Annotated in this window: 10 protein-coding genes and 2 pseudogenes; 3 read left to right on the forward strand and 9 right to left on the reverse strand. The window is 47.1% G+C overall.

Going from position 1 to position 13000, the window contains the following annotated elements; translation table 11 throughout:
- Both QUB39_RS29515 and QUB39_RS29520 read left to right on the forward strand, forming a co-directional pair.
- Positions 1-111, forward strand: a pseudogene (locus tag QUB39_RS29515) (transposase); the annotation flags it as partial.
- A 15-nt stretch (positions 112-126) separates the two neighbouring features.
- Positions 127-948 (forward strand): MBL fold metallo-hydrolase, encoded by an 822-nt coding sequence (locus QUB39_RS29520; protein WP_333212277.1) that lies wholly within the window; start codon positions 127-129, stop codon positions 946-948.
- A 357-nt stretch (positions 949-1305) separates the two neighbouring features.
- Here the strand turns inward: QUB39_RS29520 and hcp are convergent, their stop codons facing one another.
- The 4 genes from hcp to acsF form a co-directional block, all read right to left on the reverse strand.
- Entirely contained in the window at positions 1306-2973 is a 1668-nt protein-coding gene (hcp, locus tag QUB39_RS29525) for a hydroxylamine reductase (protein ID WP_333212275.1), read from the reverse strand.
- Positions 2974-3084: 111 nt separating this feature from the next.
- Positions 3085-4482 carry an oxygen-independent coproporphyrinogen III oxidase gene (gene hemN, locus QUB39_RS29530; protein WP_333212273.1) on the reverse strand — a complete coding sequence of 466 codons (1398 nt, stop codon included), beginning with the start codon at positions 4480-4482 and terminating at the stop codon, positions 3085-3087.
- A gap of 86 nt (positions 4483-4568) precedes the next feature.
- On the reverse strand, positions 4569-5315 hold the full coding sequence (locus QUB39_RS29535; RefSeq protein WP_333212271.1) for a heme oxygenase (biliverdin-producing): 747 nt from the start codon (positions 5313-5315) through the stop codon (positions 4569-4571).
- 11 nt (positions 5316-5326) lie between these two features.
- Entirely contained in the window at positions 5327-6403 is a 1077-nt protein-coding gene (gene acsF, locus QUB39_RS29540; protein WP_333058513.1) for a magnesium-protoporphyrin IX monomethyl ester (oxidative) cyclase, read from the reverse strand.
- A gap of 177 nt (positions 6404-6580) precedes the next feature.
- Here acsF and QUB39_RS29545 point away from each other — a divergent pair, with 177 nt between their 5' ends.
- The gene (locus QUB39_RS29545; RefSeq protein WP_333212269.1) at positions 6581-6976 is read left to right on the forward strand and encodes a helix-turn-helix domain-containing protein; all 396 of its coding nucleotides are present in this window, start codon (positions 6581-6583) and stop codon (positions 6974-6976) included.
- Between the two features lie 109 nt (positions 6977-7085).
- Here the strand turns inward: QUB39_RS29545 and QUB39_RS29550 are convergent, their stop codons facing one another.
- The 5 genes and pseudogenes from QUB39_RS29550 to gcvP all read right to left on the reverse strand — a co-directional run bounded on the left by QUB39_RS29550 (position 7086) and on the right by gcvP (position 12808).
- Positions 7086-7310: a hypothetical protein gene (locus QUB39_RS29550; RefSeq protein WP_333058511.1), complete on the reverse strand. Its 225-nt coding sequence runs from the start codon at positions 7308-7310 to the stop codon at positions 7086-7088.
- Positions 7311-7340: 30 nt separating this feature from the next.
- Positions 7341-7682: pseudogene (locus QUB39_RS29555) on the reverse strand (XisI protein).
- Positions 7670-7801: an element excision factor XisH family protein gene (locus QUB39_RS30715; protein ID WP_445243059.1), complete on the reverse strand. Its 132-nt coding sequence runs from the start codon at positions 7799-7801 to the stop codon at positions 7670-7672. The pseudogene QUB39_RS29555 and the gene QUB39_RS30715 overlap by 13 nt, the downstream one beginning before the upstream one ends.
- A 332-nt stretch (positions 7802-8133) precedes the next feature.
- Positions 8134-9456 carry a serine/threonine-protein kinase gene (locus QUB39_RS29560; protein WP_333058510.1) on the reverse strand — a complete coding sequence of 441 codons (1323 nt, stop codon included), beginning with the start codon at positions 9454-9456 and terminating at the stop codon, positions 8134-8136.
- 358 nt (positions 9457-9814) lie between these two features.
- On the reverse strand, positions 9815-12808 hold the full coding sequence (gcvP, locus tag QUB39_RS29565; protein WP_333212267.1) for an aminomethyl-transferring glycine dehydrogenase: 2994 nt from the start codon (positions 12806-12808) through the stop codon (positions 9815-9817).
- Between the last annotated feature and the right edge of the window lie 192 nt (positions 12809-13000).

The raw sequence follows: 13000 nt of genomic DNA on the forward strand, positions 1-13000 counted from the left end.
GGAACTTGGATCTTAGATCCGAACGCTTGTGGAGAGTTGACCGCTACCGATGTTGAAGTAATTCTGCATCGGCAAGTCGATTCTGCGAATCAAGAATCCCCTCGGCTTTAGCCAGGGGAGTGTCAAGTGGACAGTACCTGCATTGACTGCGATACTTGTCGGTGGATGGCACCTGAAGTATTTACTCAAGCGGGAGAACAGTCTGCGGTTTACCGCCAGCCAACTAATGAAACTGAAGAAATGCGATCGCTCGCGGCTCTTTTGTCTTGTCCCACAAGTTCGATCGGCACTGTAGAAAAACCCAAAAGCATCAAACAAGCTCAGCAACTGTTACCCGCACTCGTAGCAGAAAATGTCTATCACTGCGGCTACCACTCAGAGAAATCCTACGCTGCAGCCAGCTATTTAATTGTCCGCCCTGAAGGAAACATTTTAGTTGATTCTCCCCGTTTTGTGCCGCCGCTAGTCAAAAACATAGAAGCAATGGGTGGCATTCGCTATATGTACTTGACTCACGGCGATGATGTCGCAGATCATCAACAATACCGCGAGCATTTTGGGTGCGATCGCATCATTCATTATGACGAAATTAACGCTGATACTTGCCGTGTAGAAATGCAATTGTCGCCCACAGAACCGTATCAACTAGCAGATGATTTGTTGATTATATCGGTGCCCGGTCACACGAAAGGTCACACAGTTTTGCTTTACAATAACAAGTTTTTGTTCACCGGCGATCATCTTGCTTGGTCGGAAAGTTTGCAGGAGCTAGTTGGCTTTCACGATGTCTGTTGGTATTCTTGGCCAGAACAAATCAAATCTATGCAGAAGTTGGCTAATTACTCGTTTGAATGGGTGTTGCCGGGACACGGCCGCAGGTATAATGCCGATCGACAAACAATGAGCAATCAAATGCAAAAGTGTATTGCTTGGATGCTCGATGCTTAGTGCGATCGGGTTCATAACTCCGACTCAGCGAGATTCATTTGACTCCGGTAGCCTGTGAAAATCCGACTGCCATCTTTGAGAATATGAATCTCCATCCTATCTCTATTCTCGACAAGCGCGTGAATCTGCGTCAATCCCTTGTCCGGGGCGGTTAATACATTCTCTTTTTTTCACCGCAGATAAACACAGATTAACGCAGATGAATCCCTCTGAATAGACTTAGGATCGCGAATTAAATAATTTACACTCTTGAAAGTGGGGAGTAGGGGTTGGGCTTATAGCCCGCCATTTCTGGACGGGCGGGACGCCCATCCCACAAGAACCATCACGCATTCTAAGTTATTTAATTCTCATTCCTTAGCGAATGACTGCTAATGGGCTCAAGCAAGCTGCTAGATCGGCATCAGGGGTGGTAATGGCCTGCAAGTTATATTTCTCCGACAGAAGCTTGAATACATTGGGAGAAATAAACGCCGGTAATGTCGGCCCTAAACGAATGTTTTTAATCCCCAAATGCAAGAGAGTTAGCAAGACGGCTACTGCCTTTTGTTCATACCACGACAGAATCATGGAAAGGGGTATATCGTTGACACCTACCTCAAAGGCATTGGCTAGGGCTACAGCAATCTGAATCGCTGAGTAGGCATCGTTGCACTGACCAACATCCATCAGGCGGGGTAGTCCGTCAATGTCGCCCATTTGTCGATCGAAGAAGCGAAACTTACCGCAAGCTAGGGTTAGCACGACACAATCATCAGGCACTTTTTCTACGAACTCGGTGTAGTAGTTGCGATCGGGTTTGGCTCCATCACAGCCCCCCACCAGGAAGAAATGGCGGATTTTACGCTGTTTCACAGCCTCAATGATTTTATCTGCCACCCCTAGGACTGTATTGTGGGCAAAACCAACTGTGACTTCCCTGGGGGGTGCATCTTCAGTAAAGCCGGGAAGTGCCAGTGCTTTCTCAATAACGGGAGTAAAATCGGGTGTGTCATTGTCGATCGCACTCAAGTTAATCAGACCCGGATAGCCGACGGGGCCAACGCTAAAGAGTTTATCTTCATAATAGGAATGGGTTGGCATTAAGCAGTTGGTCGTAATCACGATCGCACCGGGGAACTTGCCAAAATCCTTGGTTTGGTTCTGCCAAGCAGTGCCGTAGTGACCGTAGAGATGGGGATACTGCTGTTTTAGTTTGGGATAGCCGTGGGCTGGTAGAAGTTCGCCGTGGGTGTAAACAGTAATTCCCGTGTCTGCTGTTTGCTTGAGTAAGCCTTCGAGTTGTTTGATGTCATGTCCTGAAACCAGAATCGCCTTCCCTTGCCGTGGATTGAGGGGAACAGGCGTGGGAATTGGGTGCCCATAGGTACCGGTATGTCCGGCATCCAATAGTTCCATAGAGCGCAGATTAATGGCTCCCACCTCAAGAGCAAGATCCACCCACTCCTGCAAGCTCAAGGTCTGGTTATCGAGGGCGACAAGTGCCTCATAAATGAAACGATACACCCGCTCGTCTTCCTGGCCCACTTCGTAGGCGTGGAAGGTGTAGGAGGCAAGACCCTTAACCCCATATAGCACTGTGAGTTTGAGTGAGAAAATATCCACATTCAAGCCAGACTGACTGAGGAACTGAGACGAAATCAGCTCACCCTGCTCAACCAGGCTATCCTCAAAGTTGGGTTCAAAGTCGGAAATTGCAGCCCAGGTAGGTGGAGTGTCTGTTGCTTGCTGCACTTGAGCCTTGAGGTTGGCGCGATGGGCGATCGCTTCTTGGAGATACTCAACAAACCGCTTTTCGGAAAAGTTGACATTCGTCATCGTGGCAAAGATCGTTTCGCAGGTGAAGACATCCACTGCATGAGTATCAATGCCTAACTCCTTTGCTTTCAGGGCAATCGGAGCCAACCCGCGCAGATAATAAATCAGCAAATCTTGGATAGCATTCACCTGGGGACTTTTCCCACAAGCACCAAACTGATGGCATCCTTGTCCGCTTGCTGTTTGTTCGCATTGTTCACAGAACATTGATTTTTTCCTTGTTGAATTGGTTAGAATTTACGCAAAAACTCGGTTATGAAAGTATTTATCCGTCCCTGACTATGTTAACTAATCTGAGTTAACAAATCTGACGCTGATTCATAGGGACTTGGAAAACCGTTTGCTTGAGTGGGGGATGAGATAGCTATCAAACACCGATGCAATATTGCGAATTAGCAAGCGCCCGATCGCAGTTACTTCAATGCCATCGCCCCAACGTTTGATTAACCCATCGGCTTCTAAGGCATCAAGTTGTGGCAAAACCTGAGCAAAATAGTCATTAAAATCTAGATCGAATCCGAGATGGTATTTTTCTTCCAAATCCTGCACCGACAGTTGGAATTGACACATCAATTCCATGATTACTGTGCGCCGAATCAGATCGTCATGATTAAGTCTAACACCTTTTTCGATAGGCAATTCACCCCCATCGATCGCCAGATAAAAATCTTTCAATCCCTTGTGGTTTTGGGTATACACATCCTGCAACATACTGATGGAAGTCATGCCAAAGCCCAACAGATCCGATTCTGGCTTAGTGGTATAACCCTGAAAATTCCGATGTAGTTGCCCAGCTTGTTGCGCGATCGCCAGTTCATCATTAGGCTTGGCAAAGTGATCCATACCAATAAACACATAGCCACTTTGCGTCAGTTGGTCGATCGTACTTTGCAGAATTTTCAGCTTTTCCCCCGCAGTGGGCAAAGCAGATTCCGGCATTCGTTTCTGAACCGGTTTGAGCCAGGGAACATAGGCAAAATTAAAGACGGCAATGCGATCGGGATTTAATAGCAAGGTCTTCTGTACAGTTTCCTGGAATGTGGCTTGTGTCTGGAAAGGTAAGCCGTAAATCAAATCTACATTTACACTTTCAAACCCAGCTTCCCGCATCCAATCCATCACATCAAACAACATCGCTTCCGGCTGCACCCGATTGATCGCTTGCTGCACGGTGGGATTAAAGTCTTGAATGCCAAAACTAATCCGATTGAAGCCTAATTGTCGCAAAAATAGAATATATTCGCGATCGATATAGCTAGGGTTGACTTCGATCGATATTTCTGCTGCGTCATCGAACCGAAAATATCGATTTAACTGGTTCCAGAGAAACTCTACCTGAGTGCGATCGAGATAGTTGGGCGTGCCGCCGCCCCAGTGCAACTGATGCACCAGCCGATCAGCATCCACCAAACTGGCAACTTGGCGAATTTGGCGATCGAGATAGCCTAAATAGGGTTCTACCACCTCCTTGCGCTGGGTAATGATGGTATTGCAGCCGCAGAAATAACAGGGCGTTTCACAAAAGGGGATGTGGCAGTAAAGCGATAAGGGGGTTCGTTTGTGATTGCCGACGGCGATCGCGGTTTTAAATGCGTTGCGATCGAAGTCAGTGCTTAATTCTGTGGCGGGTGGATAGCTGGTATAGCGAGGTAAAGGCTGGTTGTATTTATTCAACAATGCAGCATCAAATTCAACCGTTTGTGATAACTGTTTCATTAACTAATGTATCCTTCTGTTGTTGTGTAAATTCAGAACCCCGGCATATTTTAGAGATACGATCGATCTTGTTTTCCTTGGGCGAGTTATTTCGCGACAGATTCTCGCTTGGCATGAGGGCTGCGGCCTTCTGTGCTACCGGGGCGATCTTGCCGAGTCAGCAAATCAAAGGTATGGTCTCCAATCGCCGCTTTTACATCGGCTTCGAGTTCGTGCATTACATCCTGGTTAAGGGTAAATGCCGTATTTGCTTCGGCGACAATTCGCTCGATCGTGTCAGCATCCACCGGAAACTCATCAAAGGTTTGGCGATAGCGTTCCTTAAATACTCGCCTTGCTTCTGGTGTCGAGATTTGGGAAAATTCATAGAAATTTGTTCCCCGATCCGGCGGCAGAGACAACGCCGATCGAATCACGTTTTTCAAGCTTTGTCCGCCGGATAAATCACCCATGTAGCGGGTGTAGGCATGGGCAATCAGCAGGACTGGATCGGTTTTTGAGAGGGTTTGAATGCGATCGCGATACACAGAACCCGCTGGCGAAGCCGTAATTTCCTCCCGCCAATTTTCACCGTAATAAAAAGCTAGATCGCAAGCCAGATTCTCAGTGCGATTTAACTCAGGGAAATAGAGGGTTCCGATTATCGGGTGGTTGACATGGCTCTGCAAAGCCGTTTCTAAGGCGCTGTAAACAAAGTACAAATCGGCAAATAGTTTACGCAAAGGTTCCCGTTCCACAATGCCTTTCATAAAGCATTTCATAAATGCCGTATTTTCGGCTGTGGTGTGGGATTGCATCGTGCCTTCTCGGAGGCGTGTGGATAGATTAGTCATGGCAATATCTCCTAATTAATAGCGGTTCTGGACGATTCAGCATTAATCGAGGGCAGTAAATAAAGGCGCAACAACTGCCACGCGATCGCAGCAATCCAGGGTAATTTTTGGCAAAATTGGATGGCGGCAGGGCGCTGGTTACTTGAGATTTCTGCTAGCTTCTGATTGGCGATCGCACATCGATCCAAACGAGGAAAGAATTCTGGATGGTGGGTATCTAAAATACTGGGAAACGCCCGTTTTGCTGTTTCATTGGTGTGATGAATCACCTGCTTGTTATATTCATCGGGGTCGATGCCGATCGAGTCATAAAATGTGGAGCGTTCCAACACCGTCATTGTGTGGGTGGCAAACACCGTCAGTAGGAAAAAGCGCGCCCAGAGTCTTGCTTTCCAGTTATTCCAAAGCTTAGGCTGCGATCGCAACAAAGCCTTAAAGAAATCCCCATGCCGATTTTCGTCTTGGCACCAATTCTCGAAGTAGCGAAACAGGGGATAAATTTGATGTTCTGGATGTTGTTCTAGATGGCGATACACCAAAATATAGCGCCAGTAGCCAATTTTTTCCGACAGATAAACAGTATAAATTACCCATTCTGGAGGGAAGAATGTGTAGGTACGATTTTTTGTTAAATAGCCCAGATCGAGAGACAACCCAAAATCTGCCATCGCCTTATTCAAGAAACCGGCGTGACGCGCTTCATCCCGTGCCAGTAAGCTAAAGGCTTCCGATAACAACGGTTGGCGATTCTTAAGTTTGCGGGAGAGTTCTTTGAACAACAGAAAACCCGAAAATTCTGAGGTACAGGAGCGCTCTAGAAAGTCAATAAATGCCTTTCGCGTTTCGCCATCAATCTTGTCCCAGCATTGCTCAAACTCTTGATTGCGGACAAAATGGTGGCGGTTATAGTCCGCGCGCAATTCTGCTACAACTGCTTCTAATTCCGCTTGTTGCCCGGACAGATCCATTTCGGCAACGACATCAAAATTGGTGGTGTAAAAGCGTGGTGTTAACAGGGTTTCTTGAACAGGTGCTTTAATGCTGGATGGGAGACCAGCAGACTCCGATTTACTAATTGAACTGACCATAGGAGTGGAGAGTGGATTGTTCGGAATTGATGACTGTGCACCACATTGCCTTAATCCGCGATCGCCCACAAGTCAGTTACCAGTGGTATCCTATAGTTACTTTAGGTAAAGCATTGAAGCCAATAGGACGCTTGAGCCATTTCTAAAGAAATATGGAAATTATAGTGAAGGGAGTTTATGGTGGAAGCGAGTCAGTGCGTAGAGGTTAAATGTCCGATTCAATTTGTGCTGGATTTGTTGGACAATAAATGGTCAATTTTGGTTCTACGCGAACTGTTTGGAGGCGATCGCCGTCCCCACGAATTACTCACAGCACTTCCTGGCATCAGCACCAAAACCCTCACCCAACGCCTACGAGAGTTGGAATCTCAAGGGTTAGTCGATCGGCGTGTGTATGCCGAGATTCCGCCCCGTGTAGAATATTCCCTCACGCCCAAGGGTCGCCAAATTCAACCGGTGATGGCAGCCCTGCATCAAGTAGGATCGCAGTGGCTGGGACAGGAGAGTTGCATTTGTCCCCTAACACACTCGGATGCTAAGGACGATTTAAATGCACAACAGCTTACTCCTTGAGATTGACTCAGAAACCGGGTTTTTTACGACAATATTTCGTTCCCACCGACAGATTCAGTAAAAACCCGGTTTCTTTAGTCAAAGTGCGTAATATAATTTATAGTTTCTACTAGGCAAATACGGCTGCTACAGCTTGCGGCAATGCGATCGGTACAAAATATGAAACTGGATACAAATAATCTTCGCCAGATTCATCAATGACTCGGATTAATTGATGTTCCCCAGCGCGATTATCCGGGATTATTTGGTAGATTTTTCGCACTTCCAATGACGCTGGGTAGTCTTGGTTGTTAATGCAAACTACAAATTTTGTTTCTAAATTATGGGGATTCATGTCTCCTCCTATCAAATATATTTGATAGCGCTAGGAAGCTACTGCAAAATCCGTGTACTGCCGCATTCCAGGCTCGTGAAATGCTAATACAATATCTTCTTTAGGAACCCCAGCACGTACTAAATCTGTTGCGATTCCATCTTCTGTCCAGTCTTCCTCAATCCAGAATTTGCCATCCCGAATCCTAACGTAGACAGTCATCCCGGTAATGCGTTCTCCCTTTGGTCAGCCGAGATTCATCCACATATAATGACCGTTTTGTGCATCGGTAATTAAGAAGGTTTCGATGTCTGGTTGAGGACGGTGGCACAATTCTATATATTCGGTTAAAATGCGATCGATTAATTTGGGATACTCGGTTAGTTTATCCATTGTACTATTTCCTCTACTTCTGTATTGACGACAATTAGGGGAAGTTGATGTCTGTTTACAATTAATTGAATCGCATCTTGAGTGAAGAAAGTTTTATACGCTATGCTACTAATAGCCACGTAAAGTTTGCGAGTTTATGGGGTTTGGAGACTGTTGGTGGCGAGGTAGAAACCGGGTTTCTTCCTGAATCTGGGTGATGATGCGTAAATTATCGCAGAAACCCGGTTTCTTGAATTTGCCCAAAACCCGGAAATTTTAGCGGTGGCCCAAAAGTTCATTTTTGCTAATTGTTATAACCCGCAAGTGGCTGGGCAGATACTACAAAAAGCTACGGAAAATGGGCCGGAAACTGAGGACTCGCAGTGCCAGGTATCGGAAACGTAGAACTGGCGTGGCTTCGTGGTTTTATTGCCTGTAATAAATCTTTATGAAACCCTGAAACGCTTAGATGTTACACTTTACAAGTCTCGACGCGAGAGAAGAGACGGATCCAATCCCCACACCCTACCCCACCCAACAAACCACCACCTCCACCAGGGAGGTGTCCCGGCTGTGCCTTGGTGTTGAATTTTAGCTCACTCCACGACAACGAGCTATTATTCACATACCAACCTACCCGATCGCGAAACGCTTTCCATATTTTACTATCATATTCCCTGGTTCCCCCCAGACTTTGATAGATGCGCTTCTGTACCGAAAAGCCAAAGCGCCCATCACTGTATTGTACCCAAAGTTGGTCAATGGTACGCAAGTCCTCGCAGGGAAATTTATCAATATATTCAAAATGCAAGTATCCTTCTTTCTCCCTACCCGCCACCTTCAGCATGACTTCCGCCGTTTCCCAATCCGCTTCTTTCCACTTTCCTGCCGCTAATAAATTCCGCAAGTTTATATAATCCATTCCCACGGCTGAAATCACCCGCGTAGTCTCAGCAGCCACAGGTTTCGGTATCAGCAAATCCAACCATTCCTGCACCGACTGCGGGCGATTTTGCGGTTCCAACTCCATCCCTTTCATAATCGCGGCATTCACCCTGTCGCTAATCTCAGAATTGAATTGCTTTGGCGGAGTTAAAAGAATATTTTGCTTCCTGAATAGCGAGGGAAACGGCAACTCACCCGTCAACATGACATAAAACGTTGCTGCTAGGGAATAAACATCTGTATAAGCGCCTATTTCGGCACGTTTTTCTAATAATTCAATGGGTGCGTAACACTCAGTCCCGGAATTGCTATTAGTTCTCAATTTTCCCGGTGCTGTCATCTGTCGTGCTAAGCCAAAATCAATCAAAACGGCTTTCAAACCCCGCTTTCTGAGCATAGTATTTTGGGGTTTAACATCGAGGTGAGTAAATCCTTGCTTGTGAACAAAACTCAGGGCCCTTCCCAATTGCTTAATAATTGCCAAAGCTTTCTCTTCCGACAAAATGCCGTTATCTTCTAGATGGCTGGCTAAGTCAATCCCGTCAATTAATTCCATCACCATGCACCACAATTCGATATTTCCCACGGTTTCGGGAAATACTTCGTAAACTTGCACGACGTGGGGATGGCTGCACTTGGCTAAAGATAAGGCTTCGTTGACAAATTTTGTTTGGTATTCGCGAAAGTTTGGCTTACCTTGAACGTTGGCATTTAGGGTTTTGATGGCTACTACTTTGGCTTCTTTGAGGTTTTGGGCGCGGTAGGTGACACCGAATCCGCCGCCGCCGAGGATGGCTTCGATTAGGTATTTGCCGTTGTGGATTTGTTGTCCCGGCTGCCAGTGCCTCATAGCGGGTTTGTGGGGAGGGATAGGATGGTTTTGATTATAGCTGAGATGGGGGAATTTTTGTTGAGGCTTTGGATGATATCGTTTACGGTTGTTTCGGAATAATTTAACCGCAGAGGCCACAGAGGGCACAGAGGAAGAGAAGAGAGAGGTGAGGTTGAGAAACCGGGTTTTTTTACCTAGATATTCGGCATCTATCAAACCCGGAGATCCCCCCTAGCCAAGAGGGCGGGCACGGGGGCACCGCCCCTACAAGGGGGGAATCGGAAGCGTTCTCAAAGTCAACCCCTACTCCCCTTTTTAAGGGGGATTTAGGGGTATCTAGACTCAGATATAAACGAGATTTACATTGATTACACTCTTAAGTGTATGCCTCCATTGGTAAACAAGAACAGACAAAATTCCGATCGCCAAACGCATTATCTATCCGGCCCACCGCAGGCCAAAACTTATATTCGCGAGTCCAAGAGGTCGGATAAGCCGCTTGCGCGCGAGTATAAGGACGATTCCACTCATCAACCATCAGAGATTCTGCGGTATGCGGCGCATTTTTCAAGACGTTATTTTGCGCGTCAACATTACCATTTTCAATTTCCGCAATTTCCGCTCGAATTGCAATCATCGCATCGCAAAAACGGTCTAATTCCTGCTTCGATTCGCTTTCCGTCGGTTCCACCATTACCGTACCAGCAACCGGCCAAGAAACCGTCGGCGCGTGATAGCCGTAATCCATCAACCGTTTAGCGATATCTTCTACTTCAATAGTCGCAGATTTTTTGAGCGATCGCAAATCTAGAATACACTCATGCGCCACCAAACCAGCTTTCCCTTTGTACAAAACCGGATAATAAGATTCTAACCGTTTTGCCATGTAATTAGCATTAAGAATTGCTACTTTTGTCGCCTCAGTTAAACCCACTCCTCCCATCATCCGAATGTACATCCAAGAAATAGTCAAAATGCTAGCACTTCCCCAAGGCGCTGCGGAAACAGCACCAACTGATTGGGATATTTCGCCTTTAGGAAGGGGGGGCTGTATGTTGCTCCCCCCCTTAGCAAGGGGGGGTTGGGGGGGGTAAGATTTTGATTCTTCATCAGTAGAAGGTAAGAAAGGCACCAAATGAGACATTACCCCAATCGGTCCCATTCCCGGCCCGCCGCCGCCGTGGGGAATGCAGAAAGTTTTGTGCAAATTCAAGTGACAAACATCAGCACCAAAATCACCGGGGCGGCACAAACCAACTTGAGCATTCATATTTGCGCCGTCCATATAAACTTGTCCGCCGCAGTTGTGGACAATATCGCAAATCTCTTTAATTTCTTCCTCAAAAACGCCGTGGGTAGATGGATATGTCACCATCAAAGCCGCCAGTTCTTTTTTGTGCTTGTCTGCTTTTTTATGTAAATCGGCGACATCAATATTGCCCTGAGAATCGCACTCGACAGCAACTACTTTCATCCCCGCCATCACCGCGCTAGCCGGATTTGTACCGTGGGCTGACTGGGGAATCAAACAGATATTTCGGTGAGATTCGCCTCGGTGTTCGTGGTATTGGCGAATAACTAACAAGCCCGCGTATTCGCCTTGGGAACCGGCGTTTGGCTGCAAAGAAATTCCCGCGAAACCGGTGATTTCTGCCAGCCACTGTTCTAGTTGCACGAACATCATTTGATAGCCGCGAGTTTGATCGCGGGGTGCAAAGGGATGTATCTTGCCAAATTCTGCCCAAGTCACCGGCATCATCTCTGCTGTGGCATTCAATTTCATGGTGCAAGAACCCAAGGGAATCATCGATGTGTTTAGCGATAAATCCTTGGCTTCTAAACGGTGCAAATACCGCAAAAGTTCCGTTTCGGAATGGTAGCTGTTGAAAACTGGATGGGCGAGATAGCTGCTGGTGCGATCGCAAAAATCTGGTAAGGTCAAATAGGAATTCAATGCGTCGGCATCCAGCGGAATGTTGAGAGCATTCTGCCCGTCTGCCCTGATATAATCTTTATCCTGTGCAAAAATTTCCCACAACTCTTGCACATCTTCAACGCTGACAGTTTCATCTAAAGTGATTCCCACTGTCGAATCATCGAAAACTCGGAGATTAATTTTGCGTACTTTAGCAGCTTCTAGAAGTTCTGACAGCGGTTTGTCTCCCAATTCTACTCGCAGAGTATCGAAGAAAGGTTGAGAACCAATTGTGTATCCGAAACTTCTTAAACCGGATGCCAAAAGTGCTGTTAAAGTCCGTACTTTCTCAGCAATGTCTTTCAGTCCAGACGGGCCGTGATAAACAGCATACATACTCGCCATCACTGCTAGCAAAACTTGAGCAGTACAAATATTGCTGGTTGCTTTTTCGCGGCGGATGTGCTGTTCGCGAGTTTGCAAGGCCAGACGCAAAGCAGATTTGCCGTTGGCATCTTTAGAAACGCCAACTATTCTCCCCGGAACTTGCCGTTTAAACTCTTCTCGCGTGGCGAAATAGGCGGCGTGGGGCCCTCCGAATCCCATCGGCACTCCGAAGCGCTGAGTGCTTCCTACGGCTATATCCGCGCCGAATTCGCCGGGGGGTGTGAGCAAGCAAAGGCTCAATATGTCGGCGGCTACTGTGACTAATGCGCCGACTTCGTGTGCCGATCGAATAAAATCGGTATAGTCGTAAATTGCGCCGTCTGTGGCGGGGTATTGCAGGAGAGCGCCGAAGATTGTACGATCGAACTCAAAGCTTTGATGGTCGCCGACAATTACCTCAATTCCCAGCGGCTTAGCGCGAGTTTGCACCACTTCCACAGTTTGAGGGTGGCAATCTTGGGAAACAAAAAACGCTTTTGCCTTATTTTTGCTGGCGCCGTAACTAACCGCCATCGCTTCCGCCGCCGCTGTCCCTTCATCCAGCAAAGAAGCGTTGGCAATTTCCAAACCCGTGAGGTCAATTATCATGGTTTGGAAGTTCAGTAAAGCTTCCAATCGCCCTTGAGCAATTTCGGCTTGGTAGGGAGTGTAAGCTGTATACCAGCCGGGATTTTCTAGGATATTCCGCTGAATGACGGGGGGAGTGATGCAGTCGTGATATCCAGTGCCGATGTACGATCGAAATACCTGATTTTTTGCAGCAATTTCTTTCAATTCTGCCAAAGCGCTGTACTCGCTTTGCGCTGCGGGAAGTTGTAAGGGTTGAGAAATGCGAATCGCCGCTGGAACCGTTTTGTCAATCAACTCATCGAGGCTGGAAATGCCCAAAACATTGAGCATTTGCTGGATTTCGCTGGGTGTCGGGCCAATGTGCCGGCCCGCAAAACCATTGATGGAGGAAAGGTTTTGCTGCTGACTGGGTTCAAGTTGAGGGCTGTAGAGTACCAAGGCGGATTCTCCTGAATAGACTTTTGCTTCTTTGTTTGTAACATTTTGCTAAGAAAACCAGGAAGATTTTTTGCGTCTATCAAAGTCCGAGAGTCCGATAGTCCGACAGTCCGACAGTCCGACAGTCCGACAGTCCGACAGTCCGACAGTCCGACAGTCCGACAGTCCGACAGGGGTTGAAACCCCTGTCTC

The sequence above is a fragment of the Microcoleus sp. AT8-B5 genome (assembly GCF_036705565.1).
Classification (GTDB): domain Bacteria; phylum Cyanobacteriota; class Cyanobacteriia; order Cyanobacteriales; family Microcoleaceae; genus Microcoleus.

Coding starts and splice junctions, on each gene's coding strand:
- hcp (WP_333212275.1), bottom strand. CDS start 2,973: ATGTTCTGTGAACAATGCGAACAAACAGCAAGCGGACAAGGATGCCAT.
- hemN (WP_333212273.1), bottom strand. CDS start 4,482: ATGAAACAGTTATCACAAACGGTTGAATTTGATGCTGCATTGTTGAAT.
- QUB39_RS29535 (WP_333212271.1), bottom strand. CDS start 5,315: ATGACTAATCTATCCACACGCCTCCGAGAAGGCACGATGCAATCCCAC.
- acsF (WP_333058513.1), bottom strand. CDS start 6,403: ATGGTCAGTTCAATTAGTAAATCGGAGTCTGCTGGTCTCCCATCCAGC.
- QUB39_RS29545 (WP_333212269.1), top strand. CDS start 6,581: ATGGTGGAAGCGAGTCAGTGCGTAGAGGTTAAATGTCCGATTCAATTT.
- QUB39_RS29550 (WP_333058511.1), bottom strand. CDS start 7,310: ATGAATCCCCATAATTTAGAAACAAAATTTGTAGTTTGCATTAACAAC.
- QUB39_RS29560 (WP_333058510.1), bottom strand. CDS start 9,456: ATGAGGCACTGGCAGCCGGGACAACAAATCCACAACGGCAAATACCTA.